Raw genomic sequence first — 17,019 nt, forward strand, 5'->3', positions numbered from 1 at the left:
GACATTTCGCTAATGCCCAAATTGTGCCTACAAAAAACAAGCGTTACGCCGTAGCAAGAGGATGAAAGGAAATTCGCGGTAACGTGGGGGGACCTCAAAATACAATGAGCGATCAAAAGCCGTTAGCAATAGGCATTATTGGTGCTGGCAATATGGGAAGACATCATCAGGGGGCGATAACCAATTATGGTGCGCGGGTTGTCGCCGTCCATGATGTAAGACTTGAGGCGGCGCGCGAACTCACAGCGCATGCCGAATCAGCACTCGCAACTACGGCGTTGGATGCCTTCTTTGATGTGGACATGGACGGCGTGGTTATCACGACACCCCCTCCTATCCGACTTGAACCGATCCAAATGGCATGCGACCGCGGTATCCCTGTGATGGTTGAAAAACCGCCCGCCTTGAACATGGCTGAAGGCAGGAAATGCCTCGCATGCATCGAGAAGGCGGATGTCATTGCTGCTGTTGGGTTCCAACTCCGCTATCATCCACTCTATGAACGGCTGAAAGCGTTGATCGCTTCGGAATCGGTCCACCTCGTGCGGACGGTGTGCACCGTTAATTATTATCTGAGTTTCCGGATGTCGCCTTGGTTTTTACAATATGATATAAGCGGGGGTCCCTTGCCGGAACAGGCGGTGCACGTGTTGGATTGTGCGCGTTTTGTGATGGGAAATCCGAAGCCTGTGCAAGCACATGCCCTCGCTGCTAAAAACATGGCGTTGGAACGAACCGAATTCGATGCCGAAAATGCCATTCAGATGACCTATCAACTGGACAATGGCGTTTTCGGAACACACATGAATCACTGTGGCACCGAAGGCTTTAGTTTTGAGGTTGAAGTCGTCGGGCCGCATTTGCGATTACAAGCGAAGATGACGGATAACGTTATCTGTGGATACCTTAACGGTGAGATCGTCAACGAATCAGTGACTTCCGAAAACAGTCTGGGTTTAGACAAATCCGGAGCGTGGTTGCGTGCCATTGAAACAGGCGATAGAACGCTCATTCGTTCGCCATTCGCGGATGCAATTGAGACCCTTGCCCTGATTGATGCCGCGGTCCAAAGTCGGGGCACCGGCAGATTTATTAATGTGAAGGACCTGTAATTGTAGCCTGCAACAATCCGCAGAAATACCCCGCTGAATGCCACACGCGCATTCAGCGTTGATTCACAAAAACACGCAGGCGGGACTACGGGAAGGAACACTATCTACCCAAGGTCCTAACCGAACCGCAAGGAATAATTAAAATGATAGATTGGATTTATTCTCGAAGTAGCTGAAACTCGTGTAAAAAGGTTCAAGAGTTTCTTGACGAACACGGATTACAACCAGAAAGTCGGACGGATGCCCGAAAAGAGCGAATGGATGCAACAGCGGTTTGGGATTTAATGGGCAGCGCGGCGCAAATCGTTGTTGCGAAAGGGCAGCGCGTGGAAACCTTTGTGCCGACCGCAGACACGCAGGAATCAATCCTGAAAGTGGTAATGGGACGGAGCGGTAGCCTGCGAGCGCCTACAGTGCGAAGTGGAGATAGTTTCTTTGTCGGATTTAACAACGCGCTCTATGCGCAGATAATGCCACCTGCGCGCTGAGACGTGTGGAGGTAAGGTCGTTTCGCCCTTGCAGAGGCATGTTTCTTTTCATGATTGTAGCCTGCAACAACGGAGCAGGCGGATATACGGAGAAGTCCTTCAAATGTTGAACCGACCTGACCGAACCGCAAGGAAAATTAAAAAAATTTTGATTACGGGTGCGAATGGCTATCTGGCACAATTTGTTATTGATCGGTTGTGTGGTGCGTATGAACTCACGCTCACTGATATTGTTGAATTGGATCGGACGGTTTCAGGCACAACTTTTATCAAGGCAGATGTGACAAATGCTGCCGAAATTGAGGCGGTGTGTGCAGATCAAGATGCTGTCGTCCATCTCGTTGCACTGGTGCGGGGACGGTCTGATAAACCCGCCTCGCTGTTTGCGGATGTTATGGTGAAAGGGACCTGGAACGTCGCGGAAGCCTGTGTAAAGCAGGGTGTCAAAAAGTTGGTTAACATCTCAAGTATTTCGGCGTGTCCTCCTGCGCCAAGCGCAAGGTTACCTTACGAGGTGGACGATGCCTTCCAGTTCGGTCCGGGAGATCTTTACTACGCGTTGGCGAAGTACCTCGGCGAGCGGATCGGTGCGGCGTATCATCAAGCATACGGGTTAGACGTGATCCATGTCCGCCCGGGAGTGATAGAGGGAGACGGACAGAATCCGGGACCTGCAGCTCCTGAAGTTGTGACGGATCCTTGGTTCGTTTACGTGGACCCCAGGGATGTCGCACAGTGTGTCGCACGCGCCATTGAAACAGAGACGGTGAAGTATGGCGCGTATAATGCCGTCGCGGGTCGTGCGGATTCCCGTTTCGCGTGGAGACAGGCAGCGGACGATTTAGGATATTCACCAGCTCACAATTGGCCGGAGATCCCTGATGGAGATACGTAAAGATCTTTATGACATCTGAACTGATTTCACGGATTGAAAGCCCAATCCTTTAGGTTTGGGATGAACGGAAAGACATGGCATAGTTTCCATTAGTTTCCGCCGCCCTTGTGAATTAGACCAAAACGTTCCTTTACGGATCGATCATACTTGTTGTGAAACACTTGTGGTATCTGTATTCTCGCCTTCCGGTTGAGTTGTTTTTTCTTCGGTTCGGCTTGTAGCCAAATTTTCTATGACGCGTGAGAATGTTTCCAATTGAGGGTCTTTTCTGAACGCATTGACGATTAAGGCTAAAATTGCTATTGCAGTAGAAATTGCTGCTGCAATAGCAACAATTGAATTTGTCCTTGTCTCTGTGGTAGTTTGCTCTCCGGTCTGATACCCTTTGATTGTCGCAACATCTGTTTCTACCGTTCTAAGCCGTTCTTCTAACTTATCAATCTTTTCGTTTATTTTTTCTATTTCCGCCTTTAACTCGTTTTCTGAGTCTTTGACGATCTCACGTATCTTCTCCAAGTCTTGACTGGTCAACTCACCAAGAACTGGCAGCGCGATGACACAGAACAGTATTGAGAGGGCGAAGGTGATTTTCATTGTGTGTCTCCTTTTGGAGATAGTAAATCATATTTCGGCTACTGATTTTAAGAGTATATCACGAAAGGAAAGAAATTGCAAATTCTTTAGCCACACAAATCGTTAACTTATCTTGTTTCCTGTCCCTTCACAATCCCGTGCCCCTCTTGAATGCGGAGAATTTGGTCGGATTTCAGGTTAGAAAATTGCTCCGTAAGACCGCTCTGCCAGCGAATTTCGAGGGTATCCACGGCTGAATTCTTTCCCAATCCAAAATGGACACGTAGATCGCTTTGTGAGAGGTAACTCGCACCGCTCCGGACTTCTTTGGTAAGAGACAGGTTACCGGCTTTCACAACTATTTTTGTGCCGATACCGGACACATTGCTTCGGGTACCGATGGGTTGGATCGTCAACCAGTGATTGCTGTTACCCCCCTCGTTTTGGAGAAGCATTGCGGGTTGATTGGAGTTGTTGAGAAAAATATCGGTATCTCCGTCATTGTCATAATCCCCGAACGCCGCAGCGCGGCTGACTTTTTTGGGGAATTCTGCCAATCCGACCTCGGTAGACATATCAGTGAAATGATGTGTGCCGTTCTGTCTACGCACGTTGCGGAAAACCAAATCCATCTGCGGATAGGTGCTCTCCGAAAAAAGCGAGATGTTCTCCTGAAGATGTCCGTTCGCAACAAATAGGTCCAGCAAACCGTCGTTGTCATAGTCTAAGAATTCGACCGCCCATTTAAAATACGGGAGCGTCACTGCTCCAATTCCTGAGACAAAAGAGACATCGGTAAAAAACGCGGCGTTTTCGTTTTGATAGAGAAGTGCGGGCAGTCCAGAGGCGTTGCTGACGACGAGGTCAAGATAACCGTCGTTATTGTAATCACCGAATGCATTTCCCATACCACTTCCCGGGAAGCCATTTTCATCATATCCTGTTCCGGTGAGATCAGCGGTTTCGGTAAACGTGCCATCGCCGTTGTTGTGGTAAAACAGGTCTGCTTCCATATCGTTAGCGATGTGCAGGTCGGGATAACCGTCATTATCGTAATCTCCGACTGCGACAGCGAGACCGAGGGCACGATGTGAGATGCCTGCAGCTTTGGTGACATCTGTGAAGGTGCCGTCGCCGTTATTGCGATAGAGGATATCTGGCTCGCTTACAAAATGGCTGCCAGCGATCTGATCTGTCGGGCTACAATAGGTCCGAATCCCCTCCGTTTCCCACCATTCATTTTCCGCGACAAAAAATTTCATGTAATTGACGACGTATAGGTCAATGTACCCATCTAAATCGTAATCCAGAAAGGCACAACTTGTGCCCCAGCGTTCATCGCCGACTCCCGCTTTTTGCGTCATATCGGTAAAGGTGCCATCCCCGTTGTTGTAATAGAGGCGATTCGGTCCATAGTTGGTTACATAAATTTCAGGATAGCCGTCGTTGTTGACATCAGCGGCTGCGCATCCGACGCCGTAGCTGGTATCTCCAACGCCTGCGCTGTCTGTAATATCAGTAAAAGTGCCGTTGCCGTTATTTCGATAGAGTCTGTTTCGAGGGGCTTGTGTCTGAGGCGTTTTTTCAGGGGTTGGCGGGGGGATGTGTGTAGCGTTCACTACATAGAGATCCAATGCCCCATCAACATCAAAGTCGAAAAAGACCGCACCGGATCCAAGGGTTTCGAGGAGATACTTCTCACCGGTTCTGCCATCGACGTGCCGAAATGTGATTCCTGCAGCAGCGGTCGCGTCAACGAATTGGACTTCTGCAGAAGTGGATAGACTCAGAAGGAAAAAGAGAATGATATAGCAGAAGCATCTCATCGTTCGGTGGTGTATTTTTCCTGTCCTTTCGTTGAACGGGCATGTGCGTGTCGCGCCTCGCTTTCCAACCCAAGGGCGGTGCAAACTTGCGAAAGCGTATCCCAATAGTTCGACGCAGTCGGGACCAGACGAACAGCGGTTCGGGCATGAGAGAGGGCTTGATCCAAATCTATCCCCGATTCTATATAGCAGACGGCGACATTGTTATGTGCAATCGCGAGTGTGGTGTCGAGAGTGAGTGCTTGTTTGTAAGCCGCTATAGCGAGGTTCATTTTTCCTTGCTTATGGTAGGCATGCCCTAAATTGTAGTGCGCAGTGGCTAAATCGGGGGCAAGAGAAATGGCGTGTTTGTAATTCGCAATTGCATCCTCAGGCCGACGACGTGCGAGATAAACAATACCGAGATTATTATAACCTCTTGCGTCGTTGGGGTGTCTTTTTACCCATATTTCGGCTTCTTTGAGGAGCGGATCTGTTTGGCGAAGAACTTTGAAAAATGCCATCGCTGCGGTGGCTTTTTTCTTTTCGCCGCGTTTGATATAAATTTGAGCGAGTTGATAATGGGCTTCTGTGTTATCCGTATGGATTTCAATAGCCTTTTCAACCGCGGTGATGGCATCCTCCCAACGTTCCTGCCTTGCATAAACCTTACTTAATCCTAAAATGGCACTCGGATTTCCGTTTGGATTCAGACGCGTGGCTTGTTTATAGGCGCGAATGGCTTGTCCGAAATCACCTTGTTTCAAGTAGACCTCGCCGAGTCCGGTATACGCATCTCCCCATTCTGCGTCAATAGCAATCGCGCGCTTAAACGCCTTGAGGGCATGTGGGAGATCGCCTTTCTTGAGGTAAACCAGCCCTATATTATAGTGCGGTTCAGCCGTCATAGGAGACAACGCAAGTGCGCTCTTATAGGCATCAAGTGCGGCATCGTATTGCTTCAGTTCGGAATATGCGACACCGAGTCTATTGAAAATGATAGGGGAATTTGGATTAAGTGCGATGGCTTTTCTGTATTCGGAGATGGCACGTTCAAATTCTCCGAGATCGTGGTAGGTCGTGGCACTCTTGTAAGACGCTTCGGCAGGTGAAGTGTCGGATACAGCGATATTTATAAAAGCCGGGATGGGCAACCCAGCCCCTACGAGGATGAATATAATGATATATTTTCGCATACGCTTTTCTCTGATGTAAGGGCGGCGTTGGAACCGCCCTGGTCAAGCGTATTTCTTAATCGCGATCGGCTTTAATGCTGCCCCATGTGGTCGCGAGTTTCTCTGCGGCTTCTACTGGCAGAAATTCGCCATCCATAATTTCGCTGATTTCTGCCTCAGTGATGATCCGGTTGAAAAGAAACACCTCGTCAATGACGCCTGTGAAAAATTCTTGACCCGGATGGCGGGCACCCACCATAATGGAACCATCAATTTCATCAACAGGTGGCGGTTTCGCGCCACCACCGGCTTCTTTCCCATCGTTGTAAATAACGACTTTTGATTTGGTGTCGTGTGTGACTGCCATGTGCACCCAGTCTTCGGGTTGAACATCAGTGCTGAGGGCTTTCTGTGCCCAAGTACCACCAGATGTTGACCAGAAAAAAGTTTTGCGACTACCATTCTGAAAGATTGTTGCCCATTTCAAGGAGCCGGCTGCGACCATGTAATTCCAGTCCCGAATTTGGGCTTTGCCACGCTTAACCCAGAAAGCGACAGAGAACTGTTCTCTTAACTGTAAGGTGTCGTTGATAGGCACGATGACATGTTCTCCCTTGGTTCCATCGAATTCCAAGGCTTTGCCGAACTGTCCATCTACCCATTTAGGATTCTGGACAAATTCACCGTCGTGACCATATATGGAACCATCTGCGGCTGTCCCTCCCTTTCCTTCGTCAAAAGAGAGGTATAAAACGAGAGATTTGTCCTCTAACCCAGCATGTAAAGGTGTCGTAAAGGCGAACAGAGCACATATTGCGACGAGTCCACCTATAAATTGTTCAAATTTGCGCACAGTCATTCCTCCTTTTAGCAAGCACCACACTTCTTACAAACGGTCGTATCGCATTCACTCGTCGTGAACCCTTTTTCGTGTTTATGGAACTCAAGTTGTAGGAATTGCGGTTTAACGTTAAGGTCAAGGTGGTCCCAAGGATTGGTTTCATGCAGCGGGCGTTGACGTGTCGCGTAAAAATGTGGGACTAATTCGTGTTTGCGGAAGGCTTGGTTCCATGGCATCCCGTGTGCAAGCTCGAGGATGACTTTTCCGAGTCGCCGATCGCCGCGTGCGAAGACAGCCTCTTGATGTGCGAGTCTGGCACTGGCGGAACCAACTTTGATGCTACCCAGTCGATTAATTTCGCGTTTCAGGAAATCAAGTTTTCGGGAGATAGTTTTCGGGGGTTCCATCGCTACCCACTGGAAAGGTGTATGGGGTTTTGGCACCATGGGTGAAATCGTAAAGTGGATACGCGCTATTTTTCCTGTTCGTTTCGCGTGGGGGAGAACTATAGTTCGCATCTCCTTTGCCATATCGACAATGGCTTCCACATCTGCTGGTGTTTCATGAGGAACACCGATGAGGAAGTATAGGCGAAGGTTGAGAATATCACGTTTCAATGCTTCCTCAAACACATAGTAGAGGCGTTCACGTGGAATAGCTTTATTAACAACCTTTTGGAGTTCTTCAGTCGCAACTTCTGGCGCAATGGTGATGGTCCCTTGTTCACTGTCTGCAAGTGCGTCGAGCAGCGGCGTGCGAACTGTTTCGGCGCGCAGTGAAGCGCAGGAGATCCGAAAGCCACGTTCAACGAGTCCTGTAGCGATTTCATCGATGTGCGGATGATCAGAAATCGAGGCACCGACGAGTCCGATTCTGTCTGTAATGCCGCGTGCGCGTTCTGCAAGTGCCAACGTGCTTTCTACAGAACGATGTCTCGGCCATCGGCGGGCATAATCTGCAACACAGAAACGGCACTGCCTACCGCACCCGCGCACGATTTCAATGAGATGTGCATTTGCGAATTCGGTGTTGGGGGTGTGGATGTGCGTGCAGGTTTCGACATCATCAAGTTTTGGGACCGCGCCTGCGCGAATCTGAGCCGATACGCCGGGCTTCGGGGAGACGGCATCAATCGTCCCGTCTTCGCGATAGGTTACGTCATAAAAATGTGGGACGTAAAGCCCGGGAACAGTTGCGAGTGTTTCGAGTAATTCGCGCTTCGGTGCACCGGATCTTTTCCACGCATCGAAATGTGCCATGAGTTGGTGGATGATAAGTTCGGCTTCCCCGACGACGAAAACGTCAACAAAATCGGCAATCGGTTCTGGATTGTAGGCGATATTAATGCCACCCGCAATAACGAGTGGATCCCATTCCGTTCGTGCCTCGGCAAGGGCGGGGATGTTCGCCAATTCTAACGCGCGAGGAATGTTCACATAATCTGATTCAAAGGAGACTGAAAACCCAATGATGTCAAATTGGTTCAAAGGGGTCTGCGTTTCAAACGAGAAAAGTGCCTTTTTTTGAGAGGCAAGTTTCCGCAGATAATTAGGTTCAGGGATAAAAACGCGTTCACAAGCGGTATCTGGTCGGTTGTTAAGCGTCGTGTACATAACCTGCACACCGAGACTTGACATACCGAGGGCATACGTGCTCGGATAGACGAGCGCGAATTTGTTAGGTTTTCTGAAGTTATTATGTGCGCCGTGTTCTTCACTGCGCAAGTGTTGATAATGTTGATGTAGATTCACTGTTGCCTCAAGTATAGTAGAGTTTACTTGAAATATGCTCGTAAGCAAAAGGTCGATGCTAAAAAAGTGAAAAAGCGATGCACGCCGCACGATGGTATGAAAACACGGTGCGGCGTTAGTTTTCAAGGAATCTCAATCAAAAATTTCGGGGTTACGAACCCCTCCGACAAGGATCAGAAGCGATAGGAGTTGATATAGAAGTCGTTCCTATTTATCGTTCCCCCGTCTTTTTTGAACGCGCAGAAAAGCCGGAATTTCCCAATCTGTTTCACGCTGCCGCGAGCCTTGAGCTCTGCCTCGGGCGGGTTTCTGCGGGTTATTTTGGGGTCGGTTATCCTCCTCTATAGGAGGTTCAACATTTGCGCTTGCCCCACGCCTCGGAATCCTGGGTCTATCGGATTGTGTTCTGGCGATCCTTGATCTTGCCCGGCTTGGACTGGGTCTACGCTGTTCAGAAGTCGCCTGGGGCTGCCTTTGATAGGTGTCTGTGTCATCGAGGCCATAGCCTCCGCCTTCAGTGGAATTAAATCCTGTTGCGATGACGGTTACAAGGACTTCATCGCCGAGTTCCAATTCATCTTTATAAACAAGTCCAAAAATAATTTGTGCCTCGGGGGCTGTATCTTGAATGACCCCCATAGCTTCATCGAGTTCGTGCATCATGAAATCCGGCGGTGCGGTTATATTCACGATCATCCCGACAGCACCCGCAATATTAGTTTGTTCAAGGAGAGGAGAACTGATGGCTTGTTCTGCGGCGATTTGGGCGCGGTTGTCTCCCGTCGCATGCCCCATGCCCATCAAAGCACTTCCTGCGTTTCGCATGATAGATTCAACGTCGGCAAAGTCAACGTTAATTTCGCCGGATTCTGTAACGATGTCAGATATACTTTTAACGCCATGTAAAAGAATCTGGTCTCCCATGCGAAATGCTTCTCGAATTGGGAGTTTCCTGTCCATAGTATCGATGAGACGCTGGTTTGGTACGACGATTACGGAATCAGCAGCAGCTCGGAGTTCTTCGAGTCCTTCTTCGGCGGTGGCTGCGCGGCGTTGTCCCTCAAAGTTGAAAGGACGTGTCACAACCCCGATCGTCAGGGCTCCACGTTCTTTTGCTTGTGTAGCAATGATGGGTGCTGCGCCGGTACCGGTTCCACCTCCCATACCTGCGGTGATGAAGACCATATTTGCATTCTCTACGATAGTTTGGAGATGTTCTCTGTCTTCTTCGGCGGCTTTTCTGCCAATGTCGGGGTTTGCCCCGGAACCTAAGCCTTCGGTCGTGTTAACGCCAATTTGGATTTGAGTCGCACCCCGGCAGGTCACGAGTGCTTGTTGATCTGTATTGACGGCATAAAATTCTATGCCAGTAAGTCCTGCTTCAATCATACGTTTGACAGCGTTTCCACCTGCTCCACCCACTCCAATGACTTTAATCCTGGCGCGTAGACTTTCAAATTCTTCCTGTTCAAATTCTATCATGTTGAATTTCAATTGCTATATGCAATGAGACAGCAACCTAATTCCTCCTATCATTATAGCCTCAATCTCCAGACCGAGGTTCCTTATTAACTTTCATGAATTCGCTTTTTCACATTAAATTATACGCTATTAGCGAAGTTAAGTCAAGTGTTGCTAATAGTTTGGTATGAGACGGGGTTACCCTCTTAAATAATGTGGAGAACGTTTAATATCCAAACCATTCTTTGACACGCTGCAGAAATGAGCCAAAGGCGTTTCCTCTATAACGTGCGTTGTGGTCACGTTCTAACTGCCGCAAAGTCTCGCCGTAAAGGGCGAGTCCTATTCCTGTCGAGTACATTGGGTGGTTCACTCGGTCAGTCAAGCCTTGCAAACCGCGTGGGTATCCGATCTGGACGCGCAATTGGAGCATGGCTTCAGCGAGTTCTTGCAAACCATCCATCAGCGCAGTACCCCCAGTGAGGACGAGTCCACCTGGAAGTGGAATATTACCTAATTCGTCACCGATTGCGTCCAAGATTTCAGCCATACGGTATTCAATAATTTGGGCAAGTTCAATCCGGTTGATGAAACGCGGGGGTGTTGAGTCGCCCGCGACTGGAATGGATCGAGCTTCATCAGGGTCAATTAATTCTGTCCACGCGCAGCCCCGGTGAAGTTTAAGTGCATCCGCTTCTGGAAGGGTGACTTTTAGGTATTGCGCAATATCGTTGGTAACGTGCTGGCCGCCAACAGGAATTACGGCTGTATGTTCAATAGAATCCTCTTTGTAAATGATAATTTCAGTCGTTCCGTCACCGATATCAACGAGTGCAATGCCGACTTCACGCTCATCCTTTGAGATAGTGGCTTGCGTTGCTGCGAGCGGTGCGGCGACAAGCGTTTCAACTATAGGCACGCCTGCTTTTTCGATGCTATTGAGCAGATTCTGAATAGCTGTTGTGCCACCTGTAATAATGTAGGCGTAAGCTTCAAGACGGGCGCCTGACATACCGACAGGTTCCCGAATACGACTCTGGGCATCAACGACGAAATTCTGTTGGAGTACATGCAGTATTTCCCTGTCTGCGGGAATGGAGATTGCCTTCGCAGCTATCATCGCTCGGTCAACATCGTCCTGTGAGATCTCGGTATTTGCTACAGAGACAACCCCGTGTGACGTTTGCCCAATAACATGTTCACCGGAAATACCGACGCAGACAGAGTCTATTTTTACGCCCGCCATCAATTCAGCACTGGAAATGGCTTTACGAATCGCCTCGGCTGTTTGGTTGATGTCAACGACAACTCCCCTCCGAAGTCCTTCCGAAGTGGCGTGACCAACGCCGATAATTCCTATTTTGGGACTCTCGCCGTGCAGTGTATTCCCAACAACTACCGAAATTTTGCTTGAACCGATATCAAGTCCTGCGATAATATTTTGTTTTGGCATTTAAATGTTTTCACCTCCTTCTTTAAATATCAAGGGGAACCGTAAACAGATACGGAGTCATGCTATAAGGATAGGACTACCTGTTTTTGGCATAACCCCCCAAGTAGAGTGTATCTTGGTACCTTACGTCCAAATATGGCTTTTGGGCACTCGGACTCTTACCAATAAGTTCAAGAATCTGAGTTCTATACTGTTTTAAAAGCAGGGCAGTATGATGAAGCCCGGATTCGAGGGCATCTCCAGCAAGCCATACAGGTATAGGCAGCGCATCAATCTGTAGCTGAATTTTTTGGAAATCATTTGCGTCAATAATCCGTATTTGTGCCGCAAGTGCTGGTTCCTGAAGTAGGACAGTTTTTAAAAGTGCTAATCCTAATTGAACCTCGCTGCTTTGAACGATAGTCCCAATTCTCGGGAGTTCATTGCTCACTACCGAAAGTATTACCATCTCTTCAGGTATCCCTTCAGACCTCCATTGACCTGTTTCTTTAACCTCTATAGTTTTTAACACATGTCCTTCGCTATCTACCAAAAAAAACGAAATATCACCATTGCGTAGCGCACTGACAGTGAAGGGTTGGTTTCCTAATGTGTGTGCCTTGAGCATGTCCGCTTGCGGAGCGTTACTGACCCCCAGGAGCGCGAAAGGTTCACGTTCAGTGACTTCGATGGTGAGTACCCGCTTCATTACATGTTTAACGACATGAACTTCTTTAATGTAACTTAAATTTTCCTTTAGATAGCGGGCTGTTTGTTCTTCGGAAGCCGTGACGATATTTTCTAACTTCTCGCCTAATACATCATAGATTTGTACATCAGTATAGTGCATATTTCCTGAAAGTTCAAGTGAAACGTATTCAGCACTAAAGAAACCGAGCACTATTTTTCCCGCAAACGATAAAGTAACGATGACCGCGATGACGAGAATTATACGCCGCCATACATATATTTTGGCGTTTGGATGTTTACCAAGCCGGCGTGCAGGCATGGAAGTCTGCCATGTGTATTCATTCCGCTTTTTACCAATTTTTAAATGATTGAGTCTGGTCATTTTTTAATGTATTGGCTTCTGAGCACTATTCCCCTATAAACATGCCAACCCTACAAGGTTCAAAAATGTAATGGAACGGTCCCCGGCGTTAATCGTTTGAAAGTCTATTTAAAAGCGCGTGTCCTACTTTACTAATGTCCCCGGCTCCCAGTGTAATAACAATATCTTCTGGTTGTGTTATTTTCATCAAGAGGTCGGTAACTTCATCTGTATCTGGTACATAGAAGACATGACGATGCCCGTGTGATTGTATCGCTTCTGCCAGTTTTTCAGCCGTGACGTTTTCAATAGGTGCTTCACCGGCACTATAGATTGAAGTGACAATGAGCACGTCTGCCTGATAAAAAGAGCGAGAAAACTCATCTGCTAAATCTCTGACGCGCTGGTATCGGTGTGGTTGAAAAACTGCGACGATACGCCGTTTATAACCTTCGCGCGCACCACTTAAGGCGGCTTTCAGTTTCGCTGGATTATGTGCATAATCGTCAACGACGATGACGTTATTCGCTTCACCGAGAACTTCAAAGCGGCGATGGACTCCCTGAAATGACTCAAGCCGCTCCCGGATTTGATCGAACGGAATATCAAGTTCAAGCCCAACGGCTATTGCTGCTAAGGAGTTAGAAATATTATGGCGCCCCGGCATTTTGAGGTGGATTTCGCCATATAGGTGTCCGTTTTTGCGAACTCGGTAACGAGATGTCGGACCTTCTGCGGTAATACCTTCAGCCGTCACATCCGCTCGCGTTTCAAGTCCATAAGTAATATAACGCTTTTTCACACGCGGGATAAACCTCTGGATGTTCTCAGCATCTAAACAGAGAACTGCAGTCCCGTAGAACGGAACCTTATTGATAAATTTGAGGAAGGTTTCACCAATCTCGTCAACGCTACGGTAATAATCCAGATGGTCAGCATCGACTGACGTAACAACAGCAACAGTGGGATAAAACATCTCAATAGAGCCGTAGGCCTCGTCTGCTTCGACTACCATAACATCACCTTTGCCGCTTCGCGCATGACTGCCATTCATGAGTTTCCCGCCTACAACGACCGTCGGATCGAGACTGGCAAGGACTGTTGCAGTCATCGCTGTTGTGGTTGTTTTTCCATGTGTTCCGCTGACGGCGATGCTATAGCGCATGCGAGTAATTTCATTTAGCATCTCCGCGCCCCTGACGATTGGAATATTCTGCGTTTCTGCAGCGAGGAGTTCTGGATTGTCAGGTGGAATAGCCGGAGACATAACGATGACATCGGCACCCTGTATGTGTGAGGCTGCATGCTCATAATGGATAGTTGCCCCGCGTTCGCGCAAGTGTTCCGTCGTATATGATTTTTGGATATCTGAACCTGTTACGTGGAATCCAAGGTCCAGCAGGATCTCAGTGATGCCACTTAAGCCAGCACCTCCGATGCCAATGATATGGATGTGTCGTGTTTTTCCAAACATTTTTTAATTGTTCGTAAAGCGTTAAACCCCAGCGATTGGGTTCATAAGGGGTGTCGTTAAAGAGGCACCTGCGTATTTTGGCAGGCTGCCGTCATTTTTTATTCGTATTGGAAGTTAAAAACCTTTTACAACCTAAAACATGCACATAACTTAGAAGGGAACCACTGCGAAATGTAATCGAGCAGTGCCCAGATTCAATTAATTGAGAAAATTGACTTGGCAATGGCATCGCTGGCGTCCGGTTTGCCAAGTGCTCGACTTGCGGTTACCATCCGTTCGCGTGTATTTCCCTCCAAGGTTATATTCGTTAGATTTTTAACCAGGGTCTCTACTGTGAAAGTGCCTTGTTCAAGGACAACAGCCGCACCGGCTTCTGCAACGGTGTGAGCGTTTAAGACTTGGTTGTTTCCAGTTTGCGAAGGTAAGGGTATGAAGATGGCAGGGATACCGCATGCGGTAACCTCGGCAATAGTCATTCCTCCTGCTCGGCACACCATAACGTCTGCGATGCTATAGATTTCCTCAACAGTATCGAAAAAAGGTTTAACACAGTATAAAAATTCCGAACCTTCAACTCGTGCTTTATTGTCTTGTATGAGAGTCGAGGTGGCGGTTCGCTGTGAAGCGAGTACCTCATCATACAAGTTTTGAACCTTTTCTACTTCCATGGCACCCGTTTGATGAACTATCTGGATCTGATCGGCATATTCGGCTAAATGTGGCAACGCGGCTACCATTACCTCATTGATAGCATGGGCACCTTGACTCCCACCCATCACAAAGATAGTTTTCCGCTCTGGGTGCAACCCGAATTTTCTATAGGTTTCTTGGCGCCTCGGGAATGCAGCGATAGCTGGACGGATCGGATTTCCTGTTATCTCTATACGTGTGGTTTGTCGAAACGCATTGCTCACGCGAACCGATTCCATAGCAAGGTAGGCGACATCTGCCCATCGTGCCAATATACCGTTTGTTAAGCCGACAGAAGCATTCTGTTCTTGGATAGCAATCGGAATCTTACACAGAAGACCGGCTAACAGAACCGGACCTGAAACATATCCGCCCGTTCCTATAACGATGTCTGGTTTCAACGCCTTCATATATCGCAATGACTGAATAAGTCCATGAAACGTCTTCCAAAGGGTGGGTAACCACTGTAAAGTGAGGCGACGCGGAAACCCTGCAGCCGAAATAGGCAAGAAGCGAAAGCCATGTTGTGGGACAAGCGTTGATTCCAACTTGTCCGAACCCCCAATGAACGCGATGTCTACAGTGGCATCCAAGCGTTGCAGTGCCTGAGCAATACCGATAGCCGGATAGATATGCCCGCCTGTCCCGCCCCCCGCGATAACGATTTTTTTCTGGGGCACATGCCGTTGCAGTGCCAATAAACTGCGGTCGTCGGTTTCTGCTATTTTTAATTTTCCTTGCGGATTTTTAATTTTTCCTTGCGGTTCGGTCAGGGCATCTGAACTTTCGATGTTCCTTTCCGTTTATCCGCCCTCCATTTCATTACGGGCTACAGTTACGAAATTAGTTGAAGACGGCAGCTTGCAACAACGGCGCAAGCGGATATGAGAAAAAAATGTCAATGAACCAATTGCCTCGTTTAACGCCTTGCGAATAATTAAAAATCTGTGTTTTGAATGTTGCTACGTGATATATTCAACAGGATCCCAACGCTTACCAGACTCAGAACAATTGATGAACCCCCGTAACTGATAAATGGCAATGTGATCCCTTTTGTCGGCAGCAAGCCCGTCACAACACCAATATTAATGAATGCTTGCAGCCCGATGAGGGTCGTAATTCCGGTGGCAAGCAAAGAAGCAAAGAGGTCGCTCGCATGTCGGGCAATGTGGAGGCCTCGCCATACAAAAAGCATAAAAATAAAAGTCACAGTCACGGCACCGATAAATCCGAATTCCTCACCTAACACGGCAAAAATAAAATCTGTGTGTGGATACGGAAGACGTGATATTTTCTGAAGGCTGCTATCGATGCCTAAACCGAGGAGTCCACCACTTTCGAGGGCGTCGAGTGAACGTGTTAACTGATAGTTCGTTGCATCAGGAGATTTCAGCATTGCCAAGTAATCCATGAGCCGTTTGAGTTTATAGGAATCCCGGATGATCAGTAAACTGACAAGCGCGCTGCCTGTGCCGCCAAGTGCCACCACATGCCAGAGACGCATACCGCCGACGAATAGCACGGTGCATGCTGTTACGACTAATAAGGCCGCCGACCCGAAATCCGGTTGGATGTATACGAGACCAAAAGCAGCACCTACAATTAAGATATTCGGAAGTACGCCGTTGAAGAAACTCTTGACGCGTTCTGGATTGCGACTTATGAAGTTTGCCACATGTATCACCAACGCTATTTTTGCAAATTCCACAGGCTGAAAATTGATAGGCAATCCTATGTTGATCCAGCGTTTAAATCTACCGCCTTCTGCACCTTGCACGCTTGTTCCTAAACCTGGGACGAAAACCAATAATAACCCGATAAAGGAGAGTATCAAAAAAAGATTTGCGAACCTCGCATAAAATCGGTACGGTAGATGGGAACTAAAGAACATACCCACTAAACCAATCCCACAAGCGATGATGTGTATCTGTAGATAGCGGTAACTATAGCCATCATAGTGTCTTGAAGAGAGAAGATGGCTTGCGCTGTATACCATCAGAATGCCTATCGCAATCAGACAAAGCGTAAGCGCGATCAACCCTCTATCCATTCGTCCCGATCTTGGCGGCGGGGGTGCTTCTGCCTGTTTCTGCTGTTCCTCTACAACGGAATAGACGCGCGTGTTTGTCCATTTGAACCCAGATTTTGGTTTGGATTTACGGTTCTTATTGCTACGGATAGAGTTTTGATAATTGCGTCCCATTTTTTCCACTATTATAACCCAAGTTGCCAGTTAGTAATGAGTTGTAAATCCATGGGATATCCTTTATA

At 48.0% G+C, this 17,019-nt stretch carries 14 protein-coding genes; 3 read left to right on the forward strand and 11 right to left on the reverse strand.

Annotated elements, in window-relative coordinates; all coding sequences use genetic code 11:
• Positions 1–104: 104 nt before the first annotated feature.
• The 3 genes from F4X88_02730 (at position 105) to F4X88_02740 (ending at position 2,495) form a co-directional block, all read left to right on the forward strand.
• Positions 105–1,112, forward strand: a complete 1,008-nt coding sequence (locus F4X88_02730) for a Gfo/Idh/MocA family oxidoreductase (protein ID MYA55187.1) — start codon at positions 105–107, stop codon at positions 1,110–1,112.
• A 257-nt stretch (positions 1,113–1,369) separates the two neighbouring features.
• On the forward strand, positions 1,370–1,600 hold the full coding sequence (locus tag F4X88_02735) for a hypothetical protein (protein ID MYA55188.1): 231 nt from the start codon (positions 1,370–1,372) through the stop codon (positions 1,598–1,600).
• A 103-nt stretch (positions 1,601–1,703) separates the two neighbouring features.
• On the forward strand, positions 1,704–2,495 hold the full coding sequence (locus F4X88_02740) for an NAD(P)-dependent oxidoreductase (protein ID MYA55189.1): 792 nt from the start codon (positions 1,704–1,706) through the stop codon (positions 2,493–2,495).
• 141 nt (positions 2,496–2,636) lie between these two features.
• On the opposite strand, the gene F4X88_02745 is transcribed toward F4X88_02740, so the two are convergent.
• The 11 genes from F4X88_02745 to ftsW form a co-directional block, all read right to left on the reverse strand.
• Positions 2,637–3,089, reverse strand: coding sequence for a PCRF domain-containing protein (locus tag F4X88_02745; protein ID MYA55190.1), 453 nt, complete (start codon positions 3,087–3,089; stop codon positions 2,637–2,639).
• A gap of 107 nt (positions 3,090–3,196) precedes the next feature.
• Positions 3,197–4,894, reverse strand: a complete 1,698-nt coding sequence (locus tag F4X88_02750) for a CRTAC1 family protein (GenBank protein MYA55191.1) — start codon at positions 4,892–4,894, stop codon at positions 3,197–3,199.
• Positions 4,891–6,069 (reverse strand): tetratricopeptide repeat protein, encoded by a 1,179-nt coding sequence (locus F4X88_02755; protein MYA55192.1) that lies wholly within the window; start codon positions 6,067–6,069, stop codon positions 4,891–4,893. The genes F4X88_02750 and F4X88_02755 overlap by 4 nt, the downstream gene beginning before the upstream one ends.
• A gap of 55 nt (positions 6,070–6,124) precedes the next feature.
• Positions 6,125–6,907 carry a LamG domain-containing protein gene (locus F4X88_02760; GenBank protein MYA55193.1) on the reverse strand — a complete coding sequence of 261 codons (783 nt, stop codon included), beginning with the start codon at positions 6,905–6,907 and terminating at the stop codon, positions 6,125–6,127.
• 8 nt (positions 6,908–6,915) lie between these two features.
• A complete protein-coding gene (locus tag F4X88_02765; GenBank protein MYA55194.1) occupies positions 6,916–8,640 on the reverse strand; it encodes a radical SAM protein in 1,725 nt (574 codons plus the stop codon).
• 207 nt (positions 8,641–8,847) lie between these two features.
• Positions 8,848–10,122 (reverse strand): cell division protein FtsZ, encoded by a 1,275-nt coding sequence (gene ftsZ / locus F4X88_02770; GenBank protein ID MYA55195.1) that lies wholly within the window; start codon positions 10,120–10,122, stop codon positions 8,848–8,850.
• A gap of 205 nt (positions 10,123–10,327) precedes the next feature.
• Positions 10,328–11,554, reverse strand: a complete 1,227-nt coding sequence (gene ftsA, locus F4X88_02775; GenBank protein MYA55196.1) for a cell division protein FtsA — start codon at positions 11,552–11,554, stop codon at positions 10,328–10,330.
• A gap of 76 nt (positions 11,555–11,630) precedes the next feature.
• Positions 11,631–12,605 carry an FtsQ-type POTRA domain-containing protein gene (locus F4X88_02780; protein ID MYA55197.1) on the reverse strand — a complete coding sequence of 325 codons (975 nt, stop codon included), beginning with the start codon at positions 12,603–12,605 and terminating at the stop codon, positions 11,631–11,633.
• 88 nt (positions 12,606–12,693) lie between these two features.
• Positions 12,694–14,058: a UDP-N-acetylmuramate--L-alanine ligase gene (locus F4X88_02785; GenBank protein ID MYA55198.1), complete on the reverse strand. Its 1,365-nt coding sequence runs from the start codon at positions 14,056–14,058 to the stop codon at positions 12,694–12,696.
• Positions 14,059–14,252: 194 nt separating this feature from the next.
• On the reverse strand, positions 14,253–15,428 hold the full coding sequence (locus F4X88_02790) for a UDP-N-acetylglucosamine--N-acetylmuramyl-(pentapeptide) pyrophosphoryl-undecaprenol N-acetylglucosamine transferase (GenBank protein ID MYA55199.1): 1,176 nt from the start codon (positions 15,426–15,428) through the stop codon (positions 14,253–14,255).
• Positions 15,429–15,685: 257 nt separating this feature from the next.
• Positions 15,686–16,951, reverse strand: a complete 1,266-nt coding sequence (gene ftsW / locus F4X88_02795; protein MYA55200.1) for a putative lipid II flippase FtsW — start codon at positions 16,949–16,951, stop codon at positions 15,686–15,688.
• Positions 16,952–17,019 lie beyond the last annotated feature (68 nt).

Source organism: Candidatus Poribacteria bacterium (assembly GCA_009839745.1).
Taxonomy (GTDB): domain Bacteria; phylum Poribacteria; class WGA-4E; order WGA-4E; family WGA-3G; genus WGA-3G.

What these genes read in the sequence shown, in the direction of transcription:
- F4X88_02755 (MYA55192.1), bottom strand. Translation starts at nt 6,069, where the DNA reads ATGCGAAAATATATCATTATATTCATCCTCGTAGGGGCTGGGTTGCCC.
- F4X88_02730 (MYA55187.1), top strand. Translation starts at nt 105, where the DNA reads ATGAGCGATCAAAAGCCGTTAGCAATAGGCATTATTGGTGCTGGCAAT.
- F4X88_02785 (MYA55198.1), bottom strand. Translation starts at nt 14,058, where the DNA reads ATGTTTGGAAAAACACGACACATCCATATCATTGGCATCGGAGGTGCT.
- F4X88_02760 (MYA55193.1), bottom strand. Translation starts at nt 6,907, where the DNA reads ATGACTGTGCGCAAATTTGAACAATTTATAGGTGGACTCGTCGCAATA.
- F4X88_02740 (MYA55189.1), top strand. Translation starts at nt 1,704, where the DNA reads ATGTTGAACCGACCTGACCGAACCGCAAGGAAAATTAAAAAAATTTTG.
- F4X88_02745 (MYA55190.1), bottom strand. Translation starts at nt 3,089, where the DNA reads ATGAAAATCACCTTCGCCCTCTCAATACTGTTCTGTGTCATCGCGCTG.
- F4X88_02780 (MYA55197.1), bottom strand. Translation starts at nt 12,605, where the DNA reads ATGACCAGACTCAATCATTTAAAAATTGGTAAAAAGCGGAATGAATAC.
- ftsW (MYA55200.1), bottom strand. Translation starts at nt 16,951, where the DNA reads ATGGGACGCAATTATCAAAACTCTATCCGTAGCAATAAGAACCGTAAA.
- F4X88_02750 (MYA55191.1), bottom strand. Translation starts at nt 4,894, where the DNA reads ATGAGATGCTTCTGCTATATCATTCTCTTTTTCCTTCTGAGTCTATCC.
- ftsA (MYA55196.1), bottom strand. Translation starts at nt 11,554, where the DNA reads ATGCCAAAACAAAATATTATCGCAGGACTTGATATCGGTTCAAGCAAA.
- ftsZ (MYA55195.1), bottom strand. Translation starts at nt 10,122, where the DNA reads ATGATAGAATTTGAACAGGAAGAATTTGAAAGTCTACGCGCCAGGATT.
- F4X88_02735 (MYA55188.1), top strand. Translation starts at nt 1,370, where the DNA reads ATGGATGCAACAGCGGTTTGGGATTTAATGGGCAGCGCGGCGCAAATC.